Genomic DNA, 21,351 nt, shown 5'->3' on the forward strand with positions numbered 1-21,351 from the left:
CTGGTTGACTTGAGGGCATCGCAGCCGTGCGGTCGCCCGGCTCCTGAAACTTGCGCAGCCGGCGGCTATTCCCGGCGTCTGCCATGCTGAGCGCGCCAGCTTCCGGTCAGGAGCGCAGCGCAACTTGCGCCACGCGCAGGCGTTCATCCAGATAGGCGCCGTAAAAGTCGGGAATATAGCCCCCGACCATGCGCTCGGCAATTTCCGCGCCGCCACGTCCAAAAAACAGCACCGTCGGCGCGACCTTGATGCCCCAGTTGCGAATCAGCTCATCATGGGTGAGCATGGCTCCCTTGAAATCCTTGACCCGCTGGCGGCTGCGCATGTCAAGCTGCACCACCACCACGCCCTGTTGTTCCCGAAGTGGAACGAGATAACTCTCGCGCGCCACTTTGCAGAACGGGCAGCCATCCAGGCTGACCATCACCAACAAGGGCATGCCTTTCTTCAGGGCCTGCGCAAGTTCATCGGGCAGCGACGCGGAAGCGGGCAAAACCGCCGGCGCGGCCACACTGGCACCGCAGGCGAAAACGGCAGCGCCGGCCAGCAGCAGACGCCGGCGTGCGAGAGGAGAGCGCCCGGAACCCGGGGCACCAGGCATCAACAGGGACTGGCTCATCACTTGGTCTCCTGTTCCAGCAACAGATAGGTGTTGTAGGCGTTCATGCGGTTGGCGACACGAAACAGCGGCAGGTGTTCAAACTGCGTCCAGTCGGCCGCCTTGTAGGCTTCGTCAAAGGGTTCCAGATTCCGGGCGGCCTCCCCCATCGCCTTGCGAAGGTAGACAAGGTAGTCGCGTGTCAGCTGCATATCCTTGCGGGCCTCGGACGACAGGGGCCCATGGCCAGGCACGATGACGGCCGTGTCAAACGAGAGCAGATTGTCAAGCGCGACGATCCAGTGCCGGCTGTCAGCCTGACCGACGTACGGAATGCGGCTGCGAAAGACCAGGTCGCCAGCGAAAAGCACTTTTTCCGAGGGCAGGAAGACCGCCAGGTCCTCCGGGGTATGCGACGGACCCACGTGTTTGATCTGGAAGCGCACGCCGCCCACCACCAGATCCTTGTCATTGTCGATCCATTCGTCGGCCTCCACCAGGCGCGTCTGCGCATCGATCCAGGGCGCAAGTTCCTGTCGCGAGGTCTCCAGCCGCAAGCGGGCCGTCTCGGAATTCAGATAGGCCTGCGCCCCCCGGTGCGCGATGATGCGCGCCCCCAGCTCCTTGAAGGTCTGCAGACCATAGATGTGGTCGGCATGGTAGTGGGTCACGATCACATGCGTGACTGGTTGCGGTGTTACCTTGCGGATCTCTGCGATCAGGCGACTCGCCAATGCAGGCGAGCCCAGCGCATCAATCACCACGACGCCTGCAGGGGTCACCACGAATCCGGCGTTGGAAATGAAGTTCTGGTTGGCCGGCGAGCCCAGGGCCGAAACGCCCTCGACATACCACGCAGAGGGTGACACCTGGTGCGCGGTCATGGCAACACCTGCGTCAGCATGGGCCGCCAGGGCGCCCAACGCAGCCAATAACGCGCCCAGGCCGCGCCACCACAAAAAGATTCTCATCATCGCCATGCGTGTCCCCAACAGGAGTGTATCGGTCGTCCGGCTCGCCCGCACGGACCGAGGCCGGGAACTTGAGCAAGATCAAGAGACAACAGCCTCACTGAACTTACCATGAATATAAGCTAATACTGAATTATTGGAAACTGTCATGAACCTGGCAACCCTTCTTGAGCGTTATGGGGAAAGCGCGGCGCTGGCGCTTGGAGGACTCGTCATCGGCATCCTTTTTGGTTTTTTTGCCCAGCGGTCGAAGTTCTGTCTGCGGGCGGCCGCCATCGAGTTCTGGCATCGGACATTCGGTGAAAAGCTTTCCGTCTGGCTGCTTGCGTTTTCAAGCGCCGTGGTCGGCGTTCAACTCCTCATCCTGTCACAGTCACTGGACGTGAGCACCGCACGCCAGATCGCCACGCGCGGCAGTCTTTCGGGGGCGCTGATCGGCGGCCTGCTGTTCGGCGCCGGCATGATCATGACCAGGGGCTGTGCCAGTCGTCTGCTGATTTTGTCGGCGAACGGCAATTTGCGGGCATTGCTGTCAGGCCTGATCTTTGCAGTCACCGCGCAAGCCTCGCTCTCCGGATCGCTGGCCCCCCTGCGCAACGCCATCAGCGCCTGGTGGACCGTGGACGGCGGCCCCTCGCGTGACCTGCTGGCCATCACCGGCGCAGGCCACTGGGGCGGGCTTTTTTTCGGCCTGGTGTGGCTTGCGGCTGCGCTTTTCTTCGCGGTACGTAGCGGCTGGGGCCTGTGGAAATGGATTGGCGGCATCGGCGCAGGCCTGATGGTGGCTGCCGCATGGGGCTACACCTACATGGTGTCTGCGAGCTCCTTTCAGGTGGTGCAGGTTCAGGGCCTGACCTTCAGTGGCCCTTCCGCCGAATGGCTGATGCGGGTGCTGTCTTCGCCGGCCCCGGCCGTCGGGTTTGACTTTGGACTGCTGCCGGGCGTGTTCCTGGGTTCGTTCATTGGCGCCTGGGTCGGAAAGGACCTGAAGCTGGAAGGATTCACCGACGGCTACGGCATGCGCCGTTATATCGCGGGCGCGGTACTCATGGGTTTTGGGTCCATGCTGGCCGGCGGCTGCGCCATCGGTGCGGGCATCACCGGTGGATCCATTTTCGCATTGACGGCCTGGATCGCCCTGGTCGGCATGTGGGCCGGCGCAGGCCTGACGGATCGCCTGCTGGACGGCAAGCCCATCGGCCAGCGCACGACCCCGGAACAGCCCGTGCTCACTGCGCCCTGATACGCCTGAGGCTGTGCGTGTTTACCCGCGGTACATCGGGTGTGGCTTTCGCTATATTCATGTTGATTGATATCTAACCGAGGAGACGGCCATGCGCACGAGGATTCAACTTGCGGCAGCTTTGCTCTTGGGAGGCGCGGCAAGCGCCACGTTGGCTCAGGATGCAAGTGCCATCCTGCACACGCGTGCCCTCGCCGCGACCTGCGCCAACTGCCATGGCACCGATGGGCGCACGGTGGATGGCTCGGCCATTCCTTCTCTGGTCGGCATGCCCAAGAGCTACATGGTCATGCAATTCAAGGCCTTCAAGGATGGCTCGCGTCCGGCCACGGTGATGCACCAGCTCAGCAAGGGCTTTACCGATCAGCAGATCGACAGCATCGCCACCTATTTCGCAGCGACCAAGCGCTGAGCCGGAGCAACATCATGAAAAGACGCAATTTTGTTCAGGCATCCCTGGCCCTCGGCACACTGGGCAGCATGGCAGGTTGTGCCACCACGGGCAGAATCCCCAGCCGGGCCAAGGTGCTCGTCATCGGCGGCGGCTACGGCGGCGCGACAGCGGCCAAGTATGTGCGCATGTTGTCGGACTACAAGATTGATGTGGTGATGGTCGAGCCCAACGCCAACTTCGTTTCCTGCCCGATCTCCAATCTGGTGGTCGGCGGCTCCAGGACCATGGGCGACATCACCACACCCTACGACAAACTCGGCGGCAGACACGGGGTCACCGTTGTCAAGGACATGGTCAGCACCATTGATGCAGCCAGGAAGACCGTGACGCTGGCAGGTGGCGCCACCATCGGTTATGACAAGCTGATCCTGTCTCCCGGTATCGACCTGATGTGGAACAGCATCGAAGGGCTGCAGGCCGCCAGTGCGTCGGGGCAGATTTTGCAGGCGTGGAAAGCGGGCCCGGAAACCCTGGCGCTGCGCCGCCAACTCGAAGCCATGCCCGACGGCGGTGTGTATGCCATCACCATTCCCCTGGCCCCCTACCGCTGCCCGCCGGGCCCCTATGAGCGCGCCAGCCAGGTGGCCAGCTACTTCAAGAAAGCCAAGCCGAAATCAAAAGTCCTGATTCTGGATGCCAATCCGGACGTCACCTCCAAGGGCCCACTGTTCAAGAAGTTCTGGGCCGAGAACTACCAGGGCATGCTCGAGTACCGTGGCGGACACAAAGCCATTGCCGTCGATGCGCGGACAAACACGGTCAAATTCGATGTTCAGGACGACGTCAAGGCCCAGGTGCTCAACGTACTGCCGGACATGAGTGCTGGCGCCATTGCCGTGCGATCCGGCCTGGCCAATGCCAACAAGCGCTGGTGCGATGTCAACTACCTGACGTTTGAATCCACCGCCGCCAAAGACGTCCACATCATTGGCGATTCGACACTTTCCGCCCCACTGATGCCCAAGTCCGGCCACATGGCCAACTCACATGGAAAAGTCGTTGCCGCTGCCGTGGTCGCCCAGCTCTCGGGCCTGGAAGTCAACCCGCAGCCGGTACTGACCAACACCTGCTACAGCTTCGTCAACGACAAGCTGGTCGTTCATGTGGCGTCTGTCCATCAGTATGTGGCCGCTGAAAAAACGTTCAAGACGGTGGCCGGGTCGGGAGGGGTCTCTGCCGCGCCCAATGAGCTGGAAGGCGTGTACGCCTGGAACTGGGCGCAGAACATCTGGGCCGATACACTGCTGTAAGGAGGTGGGCAACTTGGTTGCTCTCACCCTTCACCTTCCACCTTCCCCCGCACTTGCCGGGGATTCATTTTTTTTGGGGACGACTCATGCACAAACTTATTCTTTCCATGGCCATCGCGGCGTTTTCAGCCAGCGCTCTCACGAGCTGCGCCACCGCCAATGCCCAGAGCGTTCAGGCATCCCAGCCCGTCAAGGCGGTGTATCACCTCACCACGGGCGTCGAAACTGCTGCCGCCGCACTGAACAACATCCAGAACCATTTGAACGCGGATCCCAAAGCCAGAATTGTGGTGGTCACCAACGGCCCGGGTATTGATTTCATGCTTCAGGACGCCAAGGACAGTCGTGGGCGCGAATTCAGTTCCATCGTCAGCACACTGGCCGGTCGTGGTGTCGAATTCCGGGTCTGCAACAACACGCTGACAACGCGCAATATTTCGCCGGACAAACTGCTCATGGAAGCCAAAGTGGTTCCTTCCGGCGTCGCAGAAGCCGCCAACCTGCAAGCCCGGGAAGGTTTCGTCTACATCAAGCCCTGATGCAGCGGCTCAGCGGCCGTTTTCGTACTCTGTCTCGATCGCGATCTGGGTACAAATGGCCCGGCACAGGGTCACGACGCGATCGTTGATGATCCGGTAAAAAATCTGCACCCCCTCACGGCGCTTGCCGATGACGCCGCTCTGATAAAGCGTGTTGAGGTGCTGGGACATATTGGGCTGGGTGGTGTCAATTTCCACGAGCAGCTGGCTGACGTTTTTCTCGCCGTTGCACAAACTGCTGATGATCTTCAGCCGCATCGGCGCGGACATGGCCCGAAAAAGTTCGGCAGCAGACTCAAAAACCTCATCAGACTCGGTAATTGATGGGGAATTTGTTCTGCTTGCAAGCTTATCCATAGATATCGAGTCAGCCCCAAAGGATGCCGGTATTGTTCAATAATTGCGAATATACACTTATTCGGCGCGGTTCCAATCCGGGGGTGACGATCAACGCCAATCGACGTCGCCGCACTCACTTCATCATGCCGGCGTGTTGCCCCTTCCTGTACGCCCTGAGGTTGACCTGTGCCGGTGTGACACCCATCAACCTGAATTTGTTTGACGTGTACTGGAATAACCCGGAATAGCCCGCTGGAGCACCGGCGAGTGTCCGTTGTGAGGTGAAGGGAAGAAACCGCGTCAGAAAGCAAAAATGCGGCCTTTTTAAGGGGCCGCATTTTGGTAACTGCCTCGTTAGTCAATTGGTTAACGAGGAAACTGTTCTGGTGGCCTGGGGCGGAATCGAACCACCGACACAAGGATTTTCAATTCTTGAATTTATATATTTCCCTGCGTTGATTACCAGCTATATAATCTATATAGATCAATGACTTACACCAATTTAGCTGATCGGCGGATGGTCCTAGCATTGATTTAAATACATTAATATTCGGGAAATTTGCTTACATCCGCCGTTACATCCTTGCGATGTAAGCAACACCAAAGGGTTCAAGATGGCAAAGGTTGTTTTCACGGCTGGCAGGGTGAGCGGGTTCACCTGTCCGGCTGGCAAGGCCCAAGCGTTTCTATGGGACGTGACCGCGCCGGGGCTGGCACTGCGGGCTACCCCTGCCGGGAAACCTGCCTATGTTTTTCAGGGCCGGTATCAAGACAAGACCATCCGCCTGACCATTGGGAGCCTCGAAGCCTGGAGCATTGAACAGTCCCGCAGCAAGGCCCGCGAACTGCAACGACTGATTGACGAAGGCCAAGACCCCCGAGAACTGAAACGTGGCGCATTGGCCGCAACAGCTGCAAAACAAGCTGCCGCCGCTGCCAATGCTGTGACTGTGGGCGAAGCATGGAGCCGTTACACCAAAGAACGCCGCCCACATTGGGGCGCCCTGACCATCCGCGACCATGACCTGCTGGCGCAAGTCGGAGGCATACAACGCGAGCGCCGACCTGGTGTGCTGACCAAGGCCGGGCCGCTGGCTGAATTGATGCCGCTGCGCCTGGCCGACCTGACTGCGCCAGTGATTGAGGCGTGGGCAGGTCGCGAAGCCAAAGACCGCCCCGCCCGTGTTCGGTCTGCACTGCGATTGTTGAAAGCGTTTCTACGCTGGGCCGCGTCTGAACCAGACCTAAAAGGCAAGGCTGACCCCACCGCTGCGAGCGCCAAAAAGACCCGCGAGTTAGCAGGCAAAGCCAAGCCAAAAAACGACTATCTCCAACGCGAGCAACTGCCCGATTGGTTCACCCATGTTCGCCAGATTCAAAATCCGGTTATCAGTGCTTACCTGCAATGCCTGCTTTTGACTGGTGCAAGGCGCGAGGAATTGGCTGCGCTGAAATGGGAGGACGTGAATTTTCAGTGGAAGGGCCTCGACTTGAAGGACAAGATAGAAGGACGCCGAGCCGTGCCTTTAACGCCGTTTGTGGCGCAATTACTGGCTGGCCTGCCCAAGCGCAACGAGTGGGTGTTTTCAAGCGTACTGGTGCTTGACCCAACCCAAAAGAACACGGAACGCCGCGCCCGCTATCACGAAGCCAAAGGACATGCTGCGCCAATGGGTGACGTATCGACCCGCAGCGCATCAGGTCGATTGGTAGACCCCAGCAACGCCCACCGCAAAGCCTGCGCTGCTGCCGGGCTGGTGCTCACTTTGCACGGGCTTCGTCGTTCGTTCGCCTCACTGTGCGAGTGGCTGGACATACCCGGCGGAATCAGTGCACAGATTCAAGGCCATGCACCCCAAGGTGTGCGTGAACAGAACTACATCCGCCGCCCACTCGACCTGCTGCGTGTTCACCACGAGAAAATCGAGGCGTGGATTCTGGAGCAGGCTGGGATTGTGTTTGAACCCAAGGCAGAGCCGGGTAAGCTGCATCTGGTGGTGCACGCCGCATAACCGTTTTGCACCAGATAGGCCAGGATTAACTAACCTGACCGATGAGGAAAACCTTCATGTGGATGCACCGAAGAACTTTCATGCGCTGTCAGGAGCCGCATGACGCGCACATCAATCAATCGCTGGCGCCTAAATCGGCAAAGTTGGGCTGGTCAGGGACAGGCTAGATCGCATCAACGTTTGGCATTTTGCCCACTTGGAATCTCTCGAATTCCTTCAACATCACCTGATAGACTGCCCCGACGGACCTACCGCGTTCGGGCGCCTATATCCAACTAAAACAACCTGCTAGATTGTTACCGGAACATGAAACTCGTCAAGTCCAAAAAGCGTGTCGCTGACCACGGGGAGGTCTTCACCCCCGCCTGGATGGTCGAGGCAATGCTCGATCTCGTCAAGGGCGAGACCGAACGTATAGACTCGCGTTTCTTGGAGCCGGCGTGCGGGAGCGGCAACTTCCTCGTGCAGATCCTGCGCCGCAAGCTGGCCGCAGTGGAACTCAAATACGGGAAGTCAGATTTCGAGCGAAGGCACTATGCGCTGCTCGGACTGATGTGCCTCTACGGCATCGAACTGCTGCCAGACAACATTGCCGAGTGCCGCGCGAACATGCTGGAGATTTTTTCCGAGTATCTGCAGCTTGATGAGGCAGACGATCTGTACCGCGCCGCTTTCTATGTGCTTTCGCAAAATCTTGTGCACGGTGACGCCATGACGATGCGCACCCAAGAGGCCCTGCCAATCACCTTTGCCGAGTGGGCCTATCTGGGCAAGGGCCGGTTCCAGCGGCGCGACTTCCGTCTCGACGTTCTCACCGGTTCGTCGGCATTCAGTGCTGAGGGGTCGCTCTTCGCCCAGCTCGGCAAGCACGAAATTTTCACGCCTACCAGAACTTATCCGCCCATGGTGGTAAACGAGCTGGCCACCAGTGTTCAGGAGGCCCCGGCATGACTAACCAGGCCAGTTTTACCTTGCGCAACCGCAACCCCGACGTGCTGACGTGCATAGCCAACCTCTCCAACGACGAAGTGTTCACGCCGCCGGAGTTCGCCAACAAGATGTTGGACACACTCGCCGAGGCGTGGGCAGCGGGCAACAAAGGCGCGAACCTCTGGGCCGACAAGACGGTCAAGTTTTTGGACCCTTGCACCAAATCCGGCGTGTTTTTGCGTGAGATCACCGCCCGCCTTACCCAGGGGTTAGAGAAGGAAATTCCGAACCTGGAAGAGAGGGTGAATCACATCCTGACCCAGCAGGTATTCGGCATCGGCATCACGCAAATCACCAGCCTTTTGGCCCGCCGAAGCGTCTATTGCTCAAAGCGCGCCAACGGTTCGCACTCCATCGTCAAATCCTTCGCCAGCGATGATGGAAACATTTGGTTCAAGCGTATGAAGCACACGTGGGCTGGTGAAAAGTGCAAATTTTGTGGTGCTGGAAAATCAGTTTTTGATCGTGCGGCTGGCCTGGAAACCCACGCATACGCGTTCATTCATACAGAGAACATCAAAACCCGGCTGGCCGCGTTATTTGGAGGCAATATGCAATTCGACGTCATCATCGGGAACCCACCATATCAACTGGACGACGGTGGCTATGGGACCAGCGCTGCGCCTATCTACCAGCTCTTTGTGGAGAACGCTCTTGACCTTGACCCACGCTTCGCGGTGTTCGTGACTCCGTCGCGGTGGATGGCAGGGGGCAAGGGGCTCGACAAGTACAGAGCGAAGATGCTTTCGGACAAGCGAATGCTGAGGGTCGTAGATTACCCAAAACTTTACGAGGGCTTTCCGGGCGTGAAGATTCGCGGCGGCATCTCCTATTTCGTATGGGATCGCAACCATGCTGGGCTGTGCGAGGTTGAGACCATCTGGGACGGGCAGCCAACTGGGCCTACCGTGGCACGCCATCTAGATGCCTACGACATCCTCGTTCGGCGCAACGAGGCGGTGCCGATCCTTGAAAAGGTGAGGGCCAAACGCGAGCCCACGCTAGACGCACGCGTGTCCAGCCAGAAGCCGTTCGGTCTACGGACTTTCTTTCACGGCAAGCCGGACAACAAGGGGCTGAAGCAGCCAATTAAGCTGTTCGGGTCGCAGCGCATCAGTTGGGTCGAACGCCGGGATATCCCGGTCAATTCTGAGTGGATTGACAAGTGGAAAGTCCTCATGACTCGAGTTCAAGGAACCAGCGCCGCAATCGAAACCAAGTTTCTGAGTAAGCCGGTTATCGCTGAGCCAGGAACAGCATGTACTGAGAGCTATGTCGTGGCAGGTGTCTTCGACGACGAGCGCGAGGCCTTGAGATATGGAAGCTACCTGCGTACCCGTTTCGCCAGATTCCTGGTCTCGCTTCGTAAATCCACTCAGGACGCACCAAAGAACGTGTATGCCTTCATTCCCGACCTTCCGTTGGCGAAGGAGTGGACCGACGCTAAGCTGTACAAACGCTACGGTCTGACGGCCGAAGAGATCGCATTCATCGAGTCGCAAGTGGCAGAGCACGACAGCGAGTTGTTCGATGCCGCCGTAGCAGCCGACAGCAACGATGAATAAGAGTATTGACGAAATCCTTGTGCCCAAGCCGGTAGCGCGGCCACGCATCTACGCCTACGCCATAGAAGACAAGGCGCACGCGGGTCTGCTCAAGGTGGGGCAGACCACGCGCAATGTGAAACAGCGCGTCGCCGAACAGCTTAAGACTGCCGCGATTAAGAACTACAAGATCGAGCTCGACGAGTCCGGAGAGCGCGACGACGGCACGATTTTTACCGATCACGAGGTGCGCGCAGCCCTCGCCAGAAAGGGCATCAAGAACACCGAACTGGAGTGGATGCGCTGCACGCTTAAGGACGTGAAGACTGTGCTCACTGAGCTTCGCACGGGAAAGAAGTTCACCGGCACGCACTCGCAGACTTTCGCGATGCGGAAGGAACAGGCTGTAGCGGTGGACAAGACCTACGACTACTTCCACTCGATCTGGGCGGAGGACAAACAAGCCGCCCCGCGCTTTCTATGGAATGCCAAGATGCGCTTTGGCAAAACCTTCACCAGCTACCAGCTCGCAAAAAAACTCGGGGCGAAGCGAGTGCTGGTGCTTACCTTCAAGCCCGCAGTGGAGGACGCGTGGCAGACCGACCTCGAATCGCACGCAGATTTCGACGGCTGGCAATACATGTCTCGCAATTCTGAAAGCGACCCGACCGATATTTCCAAGAAGAAGCCACTGGTCTACTTCGGGTCCTTTCAAGATCTGCTGGGGCGTGATTCGGTGGGTAACATCAAAGCCAAGAACGAATGGCTTCATGTGGTGAACTGGGATTTGGTGGTGTTTGACGAATACCACTTCGGCGCGTGGCGCGACACCGCCAAGGAGTTGTTCGAGGGCGAAGACGCTGCAGTCGCAAAAAAGGAAACAAAGCTGGAGTACGCCGCCGGTCTGGAAGACGTGAACGAAGACCTCGGCGTGCTCTCCACTAAGGAGACCCAGTTCCTGCCCATCAACACCAAAGCCTACCTCTATCTCTCCGGCACGCCCTTCAAGGCGCTGGCCACAGGCGAATTTATTGAAGAGCAGATTTTCAATTGGACCTACACTGACGAACAGCGGGCTAAGGAGGAGTTTGCAAAGAAGAGCCCCACCAAATGGAACCCTTATGGCGCGCTGCCGCAGATGCGGCTGCTAACCTATCAGATGCCGGACGAGCTAGTGGCGATTGCTAGCGCCGGAGAGTTTGATGAGTTCGATCTCAACGCGTTTTTTGAGGCCACTGGAACAGGCGCCAAGGCGCAGTTCAAGCACAAGAGCGATGTACAGAAGTGGCTGGACATCATTCGTGGCGGCTATGCGCCGAGGGCGGTAGAACATCTCAAGACTGGCACCCGGCCGCCGTTCCCCTATTCGGACGTACGCCTGCTCCCATATCTCCAGCACTCGTTTTGGTTTCTGCCCAACGTCGCGGCCTGCCACGCGATGGCGAATCTGTTGGCCGAGAAGCACAATGTTTTCTGGCACGACTACGACGCGCTTGTCGCCGCTGGTGCCGCGGCGGGTATCGGCTTGGAGGCATTGCCACCCGTGCGTGAGGCCATCGGCAGCGGCTTCGAAACCAAGACCATCACGCTTTCGTGCGGCAAGCTCACGACTGGCGTCACTGTGGCGCAGTGGTCTTCCATCCTGATGCTGCGCAATCTGAAGTCGCCAGAAACTTACTTCCAGGCGGCGTTTCGCGTGCAGTCGCCTTGGTCGATCAAGAACCCCAACGGTGATGACCCGAAGGAGGAGGAAATCCTCAAGCCGATTTGCTTCGTGTTTGACTTCGCACCCACGCGGGCGCTGCGGCAGCTCTCTGAATACGGGATCGGGCTCTCGCCCAACGAGCTGAACCCAGAAAATGCTGTCAAGGACCTCGTATCGTTTCTGCCTGTCCTTGCCTACGACGGTGCGAATATGACGCAAATCGATGCGGGCGGCATCCTCGACATCGCAATGGCCGGGACCTCAGCCACGCTGCTTGCACGCAAATGGGAGAGTGCGCTGCTCGTCAATGTGGATAACGACACACTGCGCCGTATCCTCAACAACCCAGAGGCGATGGCCGCCATGGAACGCATCGAAGGGTGGCGCGCGCTTGGCGACAACATCATCGAAACCATCATCAACAAGAGCGATCTCGTGAAGAAGCTAAAGGATAAGGCGAAGGGCAAGGACTTGTCGGCCAAAGAGAAGAAGATGCTAACCGAGGAGGAGAAGGAATATAAGTCCAAGCGGAAGCTGATACAGGAGAAACTCATCAAGTTCGCCACCCGAATTCCAGCATTCATGTATCTGACCGATTTTAGAGAGAACAAGCTGCAAGACGTGATCACCAAAATAGAGCCCGGCTTGTTCGAGACGGTCACGGGGCTGACTGTGAAGGACTTTCACCTGCTCGTGCGCCTCAAGGTGTTTAACACAGAGCAGATGAACCAGGCGGTATTTGCGTTCCGGCGTTACGAAGATGCATCACTCCGCTATACCGGTGTCGAGAGCCACCAGGGTCTTACTCATTACGGCTTATATGACACCGTCGTTGCGAAGGAGTGAGGGTCTTTATCAGGTTCGTTTCAGAAAACGGTGAACGTCCAGAAGCGGAAACGGGGTCGCTACGGGCGGCAGATCGGCAAGGTGTTGGTCAATGGGAAGGATGTCAACCTGGTGTAGTCCGAGCGCGAGATGGCAAAGAGATCAAAAAATCTAGTCGCCTCTACATGAGCTTCAGCCACCGCAAATTTTAAGCAAGGCTGGTGTGTGATTTAAATCACACGCTGCGACAGCGAGGGGACTGCCATACTCCGACACATGAAACACCAAACCCAAATTTTTAGCCTCTCTCTGATTGTTCTGGGCGGATGCGCCACCACGAACACCCCGGAGGAAATTAACTACTATTCTGAGGTTTTCCATTACAGCAATCTCTGTGCCAATGCCCAGTTGATGGACCTTGACACCGCTGCTCGAGGGAAGGTCATGGCAATGAGTAATATTTATCGTCAGGAAACAGGGCGAGTACAAGCAAAGGTTAGTGAGCTTATTAGTGCGGGAAGTCGTGCAGATAAGAAAACGTGTGATGTGTTGGCATCCCTAATAAACGCGACTAAGCCTTCGACAACTCAGGCCAGCAATCAAGCCACATCACCTGCCTATGCTCCTATGGTTGTCCCCAACTTCGGTGCAGCGGTCGCCCCAAGCCAACCCTTCACCCTGAATCCGCCCAAGTTCGGTGTAGAGCGGGTGATGTGCAAGAAGGTTGGTGAGAACATGTTCTGTAAATGATGTAAGGGCCAAAAATCCCCCTGAATGGGTTTTTCAAGGGCGATTGAGATTGATAACCTGAATATTCAAAACCCGCCCCCGTCACTGCACGTCTGGAATCGAAAGACAGTATATTTGTCTCAAATTTCAGTACCGATACACAGCCGAAATTTTGAAAAGTTGTTGCTGAGGCAAAGCGACTTCTCCGATACATCTACCCGATGAACTAACGATGTGTAATCGTTCAATTCGTACGATATCCAGCCGATACACTGACTTTCAACCCTAAAGACTTCCCTTGAGCGTGAACCGGAGGGCTGGAGGGCTGGAGGGCTGGAGGGCGGTGACCCGTAGGCGCAGCCGGGAGGGTCACCAGTCCGACATGCCCCATGGCATGGGCCATATCAAGACAAGGCATCCGATAAATTTGCGAAGCAACTGTCTTGTTCAGTGGTTTTTTTGTCGGCACTTCAATAGTAAATTAATCACCAGCCACCGGAACTGCGTCGTGGACCCTCCGTCGCTGCGCGCCGGTCTCCACTCCTGGTCCCTAAGCTGGTGACTAATTCATTGGCTCGAGATTCCTGGCTGCAAACATGGTTTCCCGTTTTTCCCGCTCTTCCTGTTTTGGGCATTCCTGGACCGTTCGGGTATGCTCCCGTTTTCCCGGTTCACCCGCCCCCTCTATAAGAGGGGGTGGAAACGGGAAGGGAACCCGGTCAGCTTAATGTTCATGCGGTTGGTTGTCCCACAACCAATCCCCCTTCGTACCAACAACGTCTTTACCCACAAGCCCGGCAATTGCCGCTTTGGCGCGCTCCTTTTGGTATTTAGCTGCCACCGGTATCAAAGGCGCAACAATCGCAAGTGCGTCATCAAGGCTAATGCACGGTCTTCCTGGTGGTGCACCATCTTTGTCAACATCAACAGACTTGCTAAGCGGCTCCCTCAGGGCGTTATGAGCGATGACTTGATTACTCCCGAGGGTCGGCATTTTCTTTTGAATGGTTCGCACTGATTCATCCGGCACAACCACGCACGAAGTGATTTCGTCCCCATCGTTATCGTGTCCCAATGACACAACCTCCAACTTGAAAGGATGTGATGCACCGTCTTCACCGTCCTTGCTTTTGGCAACTAGCCATTCGCGCTGGTCACCGTGACGCCTGACTTCTATGGCGCAATCCAGGGCAGCATGAAGAGAAGAGTGCCCCCGCATTCCTTTCGATGCGTCCTTGCCGGTGTGGTGAATCAACAGCACCAGACCGCCGATGAAATCTTGCAGTAACTTCGCTGCGGCAATAATTTGTCCCATAGCCTTGCTGTCATTCTCATCACTTCCTGGCGTGGCTCGGCTCAGCGTATCCAATACAACCACATCACCAGTGCCAGCGGCTTGGATGGCTTCCACCAGTTCGTTAATATCGTCAGCATCCAGCAGCCTAAACGGCTGCACAATATAACGGATATTCATGGAAATCGAACCATGTTGGATGCGATGTGCGGAAACACGGCCAGCCAACCCCGCTTCACCCTCGAGGACGATATAAGTCACGGAACACTGCTTCACCTTTCGCCCAAACCATTCACGGCCAGATGCAAGGCTTTGCAGCATATTGAGTACAAGGAACGACTTTCCTGAACCACTCGGGCCGTACAGAGCAGCTACTCCATGTTCAGGCAACACATTTTTGATTCGCCATTGCATTGGGGAGAGCTTGCACAGGTCATCATCAGTCAGCAGGTCGTAACGCGATTCAGGAGCTTCAGGGGAAACCGGCAGGTTACTCGCTGCATCAGGGTCATCGTCCTCCAACAAGTCGTTGGCAGCCATGTCGGATGGCATATGCATTAGTACCCCACCATCATCAGGGAAAGCGTCGGCGAATAATGAGCGCTTAAACTCGTTGCGAAGATCGAACTTTTCCGATAAATGCATCACGCAATGTTTTGGATTGGCCGCCTCGGTTGCAACCGAGGCGTTTTCATCAGGGTTCATAGAATGGCTACCCCTACAATTTTGTAGCAGGCTATTCCTGTATGAATCCGACCTGACCCATCAGTTATCGTTTGGAAAATGGTTTCAAACATCACACCCTTCTTTTTGAGTCTGGCAATGCCAGCAGCAGGACTCAATATCCCTTTCTTTAAGAAGTCCAAAGTACTGACGTAACCGGATTGGTTGGCATTCAATATCTCAACCATCTCTTTCAATGTTCGCGGCAGATCGGGGGCTTTTATATTGATCGCCATTTTTATTTGACCCCCATTGCTGATTTGATCGCCGCAACGCTCCAAGCCAGTCGGCCGTTTAGCACTAGCGGGCGCAAACCATCGGTTGGGAAGTCGCCATGACAATGCCAACCTCTCAAAGTCTGAGGGCGGCGGTTCATGTAAAAGGCGGCGGCGTTGGTGTCAACGTGGGTACGTTGCACTTGCGCGAGGGGTGTGAAGGTCGGGATCCTCGCCTGTTGGCGAGTATCGGTGCTGTGTAGGACTTGCATGTACGCTTTCTTACCTAGCAGCTCTGGCCTGCAAACATTGCAAGGCGTCCGGGCTAGGAATAAGCGAATTGGAAATTTCCGGGGTTTTTTAGAAGGTATCCCGGAATTAGTAAGCCGTTCTAAATCATCGACTTGCGTTTACTGCAATGACTGAAGCCGGAATTAATTCCCGGAATTTGATTAGTCACTATTCGCGTTTGTAAACATTTCATAGTGCTCGTTCCAGGCATCGCGCCAAGGTAGTAACGCGGTGTGCTTTTTGAACCGGGCATTCAGTGCTGCAAGGGTTTTCTGCTTCACGTTTCCCTCTTCGCGGGCGTGAATCAATCGGGCCAATATAAGTGGGCACCATCGGGCAGTTACGCCGCCTACCTCACCTTGAGAAATTCTGGCGGGCTTTAGCCATTTGGTATCGCTCAGACGCTTGGGCCAGCTATCGGCAGGGTAGGGCAGGCGATCAAAGAAAAGAGCTACTTGTTTTGAGGTGATGCTATCTGAATTCACTGGCGCGGCCTGGGTCTCAGTGTCAGCTATCGCCGGCACATCAGGCAGAGGATCCGTACTCCCTACGGCTGCTTGAGAGTCCAAAGCTAACTCAAGAGGATAGCCAAGACTGGCCTTATCAAAATCTGACTGCGAGGAGTCATCCGCCTCCTGCTTTGGAATATAGAGCCCTCTCCAAATTGCCCATTCCAGCCAATCAGGGGGGAATTTTTTTGATAACGCCCATTCGATAAAGAATGTTGGTGAGTAATCTTCAGCTTCCGAATCCCTCTTGCAACCCGCCCAGGCAGTACGAAGTTCATCAAGATCGCTATTCATCCTGCTTAGCAGATCGTCTACCTCATCCGCCTCTTGTCCATAGTGACCTTGCAAAGTAGCGGGGGACAGCGTGTGCATCCATTGAGGTTGAAACGGTGCACTTTCAATGTGGGCTGCGTAATCAAACCCGGCTAGTAGGCATAGGCCGCCATCTGGCGTCCAGTAATCGCGTAACAGATATGCTCTCAACGGAGATCCGTCCCAGTCCTGTTCCATTTGCAAGTTCTTTTCTCCCTAAACGTGCATCAGTTCATACAAGTTCTATGCATCCAGATTCAGACGCTTCGCCATAACTGGCGAATTAGATTCATGTACCTCAGACTGTATCGGCTACTGCACTTGGCTCGACATATGGTGAAATTTTAAAAATTTTGAGGGAAATTTTTAATCTTGAAAGCATCGGGGTTTAGTGAAAAATCTAATCTGGGTGTCAACCCAGAACTTAAAGGGAGTGCGACACACAGCGGATTACCCCCCCCCGCTTCACCCTGCGTGACGTTTCTTGGGCTACGCCCATGCTGTGGGGGTTAGCTACCTCACTCCATCAACCTTAAGGATCGTCATGGGCAAAGCAATCGGTCAACTGTTCGCATTCTTCACCACCCTCTTCACTGCTCTCGAACGCAGTGCAAAGATCCTCGACAACATCACTACCGTAGGTGAGGAGATGTCCCTCGCATACGTGGACCAGTCACGTCACGATCGCGCTAAACAGCAGCTCCTGCTTACCAAGGAACTTGCCACTACTTAACTCGGCCTACCCTCACGGGTAGGTTAAGTTTTTTACACATTACGAGCCACACATCACAGACAGACAATCCAACAGATCGTCCGGTCGGCCGCGCGTGTATGTCGTAGTGCGCCGGCATGGGTATGGGACGTCGCGGCCCTTACGCCTTGGCTACGGGTAGGTCAGCCCAGCAAGTCGTGTATTGCGGCGTCAAAAGGTTCTGCTTCATTTCAAAATGACGTTGCGGCCCCTTCACACCGGCGCTGCCCAATGTCACGGTGCCACGGCCGTAACGGTCATTCAGCTTGTCAAGGGTTCCCATCAACTGTCCGCGTGCCGGTGGTTCCGGCTCCAGATCCAGTTCGCCCTGCTCGATGCCACCGTCTTGCAGATCCAGCAGCATCACGCCGGCCTTGGCAAAGTTGAAGCCTGGCCGGTAGATTGCCTCGATGCCGCGCACTGCGGCGTTCACCAGGGCCATGCTGTCGTCTGTGGGGCGACGAAGCGGAAGAATCAAGCTGCGGCTGTACTTTGGCCCGGGCCGAAATGCGCTGGTGTGCGCAAACACCTGTAGCTGCCCCGCTTTGCTGCCCTGGGCACGCAACTTCACGGCCGCGCCGCTAGCAAAGCGGGTGACGGCCGCCACAAGGTCAGCAAGCTCTGTCACCGCACCGCCGAAGCTTCGGGTATAGGCAATTTCTTTTTTTGGTGCCGGCTGGTCCTCCAGGGAGATGCACTGTTGGCCTTGCAGTTCGCGCACAGTGCGCTCAAGTACCACGCTCCAGCGTCTGCGCACAGTGGCAGGGTCCAGCCGCACCAAGTCGAGCACGGTCAACACGCCGCCTTCGTTCAGCTGATCAGCAATCCGCCGGCCAACGCCCCACACCTCACCCACGGCGGTGGCTTGCAGCACGGCGTCCAGATCAGCCGCCGGCAAGTTCGCAAGATTGCACACACGGGCCAGTTCGGCGGGGTAGCTGCCTGGCTTGCGATCGGCACTCTTGGCAACGTGGTTGGCCAGCTTGGCGAGGGTTTTGGTGGCTGCGATGCCGATGCCGGTGGGGATGCCCGTCCACTGCAACACGCGCTCACGCACGCGCCTGGCGCGGTCGGTGATGTCGCCGCGCACGCCGGCCATGTCAATAAAAGACTCGTCGATGCTGTAGATCTCTTGCCCCGGCCCCAGCCCGGCGGCGACGGACATCATGCGGTCGCTCATGTCGCCGTACAGCACGAAGTTGGCTGACAAGGCCACCACGCCGTGTTCCTCCGCCAACTGGCGGCATTCAAACCAGGGTGCACCCATGCGAATGCCCAGTGCCTTGGCCTCGTTGCTACGGGCGATGGCGCAGCCGTCATTGTTGCTGAGCACGACCACGGGCCGGTTCTTCAACGCCGGTCGAAACGCGCGCTCGCAGCTTACGTAAAAATTGTTCCCATCTACCAGCGCAAACATTGCGTCACTTGAAGCGTTTGATCGTGGCGGTAACCACGCCGCAGATCGTCATGGTCTGACCGTCGCGGAACAGGATGGCTGGAAACGTGGGGTTGGCGGGCCGCAACTGCACCACGCCAGCGCGGCGCCAGAACTGCTTGACAGTGAAATCGCCGTCAACCTCTGCCACCACGATGTCGCCGTGCTTGGCGGGAAGCAGCGCCCGGTTGACGACCACGATGTCGCCGTCAAAAATGCCCAGCTCGATCATGGACTGCCCCGAGATCCGCCACATGAAGGTCGCGGCGGGATGGGTGATCAGCAGCTCATTCAGGTCATGCCGCTTGACGGCAAAATCTTCAGCTGGGGATGGGAACCCGGCGGGCAGGTTGCCATCCACCCACGCAACGGGCACGCGTGGGCCGGAAGAAAAGGCCGTGGCGTCTGGCGGATTTATACTGTGCATTCATACAGTATATTGATTAAGCGTAAAGTTTCAAGAATGTGCAGCCACTTTGAAGCGCTCAGGGCCTACGAGGATTACAAAAAGTACTTCGACGTGCTGCAGCCAACACCGCCGCAAGGCAAGCTGGACATGTGGCCGCGTTACACCGGCACGTTCATCCGCAAGCCGCCCGAGACAGATCCCCACGATGAGGCTGTGCCTCCCAAGGAGGCGCTGCTCGGACGTTGGGGCCTGGTGCCTTGGCGCCTCAAGCCTGATCCTGACAGCATCAAAAAAGCAATGGCGCGGTCCACATTCAACGCACGCATTGAGGGCATTGAAAAGAACTTCACATTCGGCCCGGCTTGGCAACGTGGCCAACGCTGCATCGTGCCGGCTGACGCCTTTTATGAGCCGGACTGGCGCACCGGCAAGGCGGTTGTGACCCGCTTCACCCGGGCCGACGGGCAGCCCGTGGGGATCGCTGGCCTGTGGGATGTGTGGACAGAGCCAGGCAAGGCGCCGCTGCTGAGCTTCACCATGCTGACGATGAACGCCACCGAGCACGCGCTCTTGAAAAACTACCACCGGCCCGAAGATGAGAAGAGGATCGTTGTGATCCTGCCGGAGAGCCAGTACGACGCCTGGCTGAACGTGCCTGCAGATCAGGGCAGAGACTTCATCCGGCACTACCCGGCCGACAAGCTGGTGGCCGCGGCGATGGCACCCAAACTGAAAGACGCAACATTTCTATGAGCGCGACGAAAGACAGCCTGGACTATTTGGTGGACGCCATTCACCTGGACGGCGGCGTGGTAGACCAGGTGGCATTGTGCGACCAGAATGAAAAAGACCCTGCGCGCCGGCACCGGTCCGCACCCGTGGGTGAAATTGTGGCGTTGATCAAGGCCCGGAAGAAAGTGGCGACCATCTGGTATGACCACAATTTACCGGACCATGCCGAGGGCAATGGCTGCCTGGGCATAATCCCGCTGGAAGTCGTCACGCTGGCGGACGGAAGCGAGTCGATCGAGGTCGAGAAGCGGGGCCAGTCAGAGGACTACCAGTCCATTTTCAAACTGCCGACCTTTGACCAGCACTGGAACACGCCAGGCTACTTTGAGAAACACGGCGCCATCCGACGCGACAACTAGCCCACAGGGCTGCTGTTTTCGTCCTCACCTGCCACCAGTGGCCCCTTCTTAGGGTCCGTCACCTGCGACAGCAGGTGCTTATTGCCGGCGTCCCACGCCTGCTGCCAGGTGTCGAACGATTCATCCGAAGAACCTATGTCCTCCCATTCGGACGCGTCGTATTTGGACTCGATCAGCACCCAGTAAAAGCAGCCAGGATCAGGCTCATCGACAAAAACAGCTATGCGGCGGAGATGGAGTTTGGCCATGTCGTGTTCCTCTTCAAAGTATGGGACTACTTGCGAACAGTACTTAGTGGGTAGTCGGAGAAAAGCCGGCCTTGGGCTACAGTATTTGTAGGCGATGAGCGTCGCTCCTGATCGACAACGACCTCGTGGGGTGCGGCTGCCTGAGTTTGCCTCCCCCAGCGCGGTCATGCCGTGCCCGCTGCCCTTTGGATGGCGCTGCGCGCCCGGGGCAGCGCGCCCAACATCACCGCTTTGTAGTGCTTGGGTGTCTGTTGTCCAGTTAGCAGCCAAGGCGGAGTACCGCCCTGGCTGAGAAGCACGAGGCTGACGCCCAGTGCCTCGGGCAGCGCGGTCATGCCAAGCGTGCCGCCCTTTGCACAATGGCGCTTTGCGCCACGGGCGGCCCGCCTGACATCACCGCTTTGCGGTTCTCGTTGCGTTGCAGTTCAGTCAGTGGCCCCGGCTTCGCCCGGGCCAGAAGGCACCATGCTGTCGCGTTGTCATCGTTGTGTTTGTGGCGCATGCCCGCTACAGCCACCCGCTTTGCTTTTACATAAGGCCGCATTTTGGCAAGTGTGGTTCAGTCGTTCCGCTGAAGCTCCACTTGGTGCACCACACCGCTACGCGCCCTCACGGGTTTCCAAAACAGGCCTTATGCAAAGTGGCCTTCGCTGGGGTTAGGTCGCACAGCCGACCCCGCTTCCCGTTCGCATTCGCGCCCTGCGCGGTGCCGCCTGCACTTCCTTGTGATGTGCCAGCACCCTTGCATTTGTCAGGCGCTACGCGCATTGGTTTAGTCAGTGGACTTTGGCCAGTCATCTTGTGTCTGCCCCGC

21 protein-coding genes are annotated in these 21,351 nt (G+C 57.2%); 12 read left to right on the forward strand and 9 right to left on the reverse strand.

The annotated features are described in order from the left end of the window. Window positions 1-106: 106 nt before the first annotated feature. Together PSV33_RS02090 and PSV33_RS02095 are read right to left on the reverse strand one after the other, a co-directional pair. Window positions 107-619, reverse strand: coding sequence for a thioredoxin fold domain-containing protein (locus PSV33_RS02090; protein ID WP_300558031.1), 513 nt, complete (start codon window positions 617-619; stop codon window positions 107-109). After that, on the reverse strand, window positions 619-1,482 hold the full coding sequence (locus PSV33_RS02095) for an MBL fold metallo-hydrolase (protein WP_300558107.1): 864 nt from the start codon (window positions 1,480-1,482) through the stop codon (window positions 619-621). The genes PSV33_RS02090 and PSV33_RS02095 overlap by 1 nt, the downstream gene beginning before the upstream one ends. 235 nt (window positions 1,483-1,717) lie before the next feature. Between PSV33_RS02095 and PSV33_RS02100 the strand changes: the two genes are divergently transcribed. From PSV33_RS02100 to PSV33_RS02115, 4 genes are all read left to right on the forward strand, one after another. Continuing rightward, window positions 1,718-2,812: a YeeE/YedE family protein gene (locus PSV33_RS02100; RefSeq protein ID WP_300558032.1), complete on the forward strand. Its 1,095-nt coding sequence runs from the start codon at window positions 1,718-1,720 to the stop codon at window positions 2,810-2,812. Between the two features lie 91 nt (window positions 2,813-2,903). Continuing rightward, the gene (locus PSV33_RS02105; protein ID WP_300558033.1) at window positions 2,904-3,224 is read left to right on the forward strand and encodes a c-type cytochrome; all 321 of its coding nucleotides are present in this window, start codon (window positions 2,904-2,906) and stop codon (window positions 3,222-3,224) included. 14 nt (window positions 3,225-3,238) lie between these two features. After that, a complete protein-coding gene (locus PSV33_RS02110; protein WP_300558035.1) occupies window positions 3,239-4,516 on the forward strand; it encodes an NAD(P)/FAD-dependent oxidoreductase in 1,278 nt (425 codons plus the stop codon). 107 nt (window positions 4,517-4,623) lie between these two features. Then, window positions 4,624-5,055 carry a DsrE family protein gene (locus tag PSV33_RS02115; protein WP_300558110.1) on the forward strand — a complete coding sequence of 144 codons (432 nt, stop codon included), beginning with the start codon at window positions 4,624-4,626 and terminating at the stop codon, window positions 5,053-5,055. Window positions 5,056-5,064: 9 nt separating this feature from the next. Here the strand turns inward: PSV33_RS02115 and PSV33_RS02120 are convergent, their stop codons facing one another. Next, complete coding sequence (locus PSV33_RS02120; protein WP_300558037.1) at window positions 5,065-5,412, reverse strand: metalloregulator ArsR/SmtB family transcription factor; 348 nt, start codon at window positions 5,410-5,412, stop codon at window positions 5,065-5,067. A 596-nt stretch (window positions 5,413-6,008) separates the two neighbouring features. Here PSV33_RS02120 and PSV33_RS02125 point away from each other — a divergent pair. The 5 genes from PSV33_RS02125 (at window position 6,009) to PSV33_RS02145 (ending at window position 13,220) form a co-directional block, all read left to right on the forward strand. Beyond that, window positions 6,009-7,406 carry an integrase family protein gene (locus PSV33_RS02125; RefSeq protein ID WP_300558039.1) on the forward strand — a complete coding sequence of 466 codons (1,398 nt, stop codon included), beginning with the start codon at window positions 6,009-6,011 and terminating at the stop codon, window positions 7,404-7,406. Between the two features lie 306 nt (window positions 7,407-7,712). Continuing rightward, the gene (locus PSV33_RS02130; protein ID WP_300558042.1) at window positions 7,713-8,357 is read left to right on the forward strand and encodes a DNA methyltransferase; all 645 of its coding nucleotides are present in this window, start codon (window positions 7,713-7,715) and stop codon (window positions 8,355-8,357) included. Then, on the forward strand, window positions 8,354-9,961 hold the full coding sequence (locus PSV33_RS02135) for an Eco57I restriction-modification methylase domain-containing protein (RefSeq protein ID WP_300558045.1): 1,608 nt from the start codon (window positions 8,354-8,356) through the stop codon (window positions 9,959-9,961). The genes PSV33_RS02130 and PSV33_RS02135 overlap by 4 nt, the downstream gene beginning before the upstream one ends. Then, the gene (locus PSV33_RS02140) at window positions 9,954-12,491 is read left to right on the forward strand and encodes a GIY-YIG nuclease family protein (protein ID WP_300558048.1); all 2,538 of its coding nucleotides are present in this window, start codon (window positions 9,954-9,956) and stop codon (window positions 12,489-12,491) included. The genes PSV33_RS02135 and PSV33_RS02140 overlap by 8 nt, the downstream gene beginning before the upstream one ends. A gap of 255 nt (window positions 12,492-12,746) precedes the next feature. After that, complete coding sequence (locus PSV33_RS02145) at window positions 12,747-13,220, forward strand: hypothetical protein (protein ID WP_300558051.1); 474 nt, start codon at window positions 12,747-12,749, stop codon at window positions 13,218-13,220. A 703-nt stretch (window positions 13,221-13,923) separates the two neighbouring features. On the opposite strand, the gene PSV33_RS02150 is transcribed toward PSV33_RS02145, so the two are convergent. The 3 genes from PSV33_RS02150 to PSV33_RS02160 form a co-directional block, all read right to left on the reverse strand. Then, window positions 13,924-15,198, reverse strand: a complete 1,275-nt coding sequence (locus PSV33_RS02150) for an AAA family ATPase (protein ID WP_300558054.1) — start codon at window positions 15,196-15,198, stop codon at window positions 13,924-13,926. Continuing rightward, window positions 15,195-15,452 carry a helix-turn-helix domain-containing protein gene (locus PSV33_RS02155; protein WP_300558057.1) on the reverse strand — a complete coding sequence of 86 codons (258 nt, stop codon included), beginning with the start codon at window positions 15,450-15,452 and terminating at the stop codon, window positions 15,195-15,197. The genes PSV33_RS02150 and PSV33_RS02155 overlap by 4 nt, the downstream gene beginning before the upstream one ends. 431 nt (window positions 15,453-15,883) lie before the next feature. Next, complete coding sequence (locus tag PSV33_RS02160; protein WP_300558060.1) at window positions 15,884-16,741, reverse strand: hypothetical protein; 858 nt, start codon at window positions 16,739-16,741, stop codon at window positions 15,884-15,886. Between the two features lie 346 nt (window positions 16,742-17,087). Between PSV33_RS02160 and PSV33_RS02165 the strand changes: the two genes are divergently transcribed. Then, window positions 17,088-17,276, forward strand: coding sequence for a hypothetical protein (locus PSV33_RS02165; RefSeq protein ID WP_300558062.1), 189 nt, complete (start codon window positions 17,088-17,090; stop codon window positions 17,274-17,276). A 139-nt stretch (window positions 17,277-17,415) separates the two neighbouring features. Here PSV33_RS02165 and PSV33_RS02170 read toward each other — a convergent pair whose 3' ends face one another. Then, entirely contained in the window at window positions 17,416-18,711 is a 1,296-nt protein-coding gene (locus PSV33_RS02170; protein WP_300558064.1) for a Y-family DNA polymerase, read from the reverse strand. 4 nt (window positions 18,712-18,715) lie between these two features. Next, entirely contained in the window at window positions 18,716-19,156 is a 441-nt protein-coding gene (gene umuD, locus PSV33_RS02175; RefSeq protein ID WP_300558067.1) for a translesion error-prone DNA polymerase V autoproteolytic subunit, read from the reverse strand. 36 nt (window positions 19,157-19,192) lie between these two features. On the opposite strand from umuD, the gene PSV33_RS02180 reads away from it, so the two are divergent. Both PSV33_RS02180 and PSV33_RS02185 read left to right on the forward strand, forming a co-directional pair. Beyond that, complete coding sequence (locus PSV33_RS02180; protein WP_300558071.1) at window positions 19,193-19,891, forward strand: SOS response-associated peptidase family protein; 699 nt, start codon at window positions 19,193-19,195, stop codon at window positions 19,889-19,891. Further along, window positions 19,888-20,289, forward strand: a complete 402-nt coding sequence (locus tag PSV33_RS02185) for a hypothetical protein (protein WP_300558073.1) — start codon at window positions 19,888-19,890, stop codon at window positions 20,287-20,289. The genes PSV33_RS02180 and PSV33_RS02185 overlap by 4 nt, the downstream gene beginning before the upstream one ends. Here PSV33_RS02185 and PSV33_RS02190 read toward each other — a convergent pair. Beyond that, window positions 20,286-20,537, reverse strand: coding sequence for a hypothetical protein (locus PSV33_RS02190; protein ID WP_300558076.1), 252 nt, complete (start codon window positions 20,535-20,537; stop codon window positions 20,286-20,288). The two genes, PSV33_RS02185 and PSV33_RS02190, sit on opposite strands and share 4 nt — an antisense overlap. Window positions 20,538-21,351 lie beyond the last annotated feature (814 nt).

Source organism: Polaromonas sp. (assembly GCF_029945895.1).
GTDB lineage: Bacteria > Pseudomonadota > Gammaproteobacteria > Burkholderiales > Burkholderiaceae_C > Polaromonas.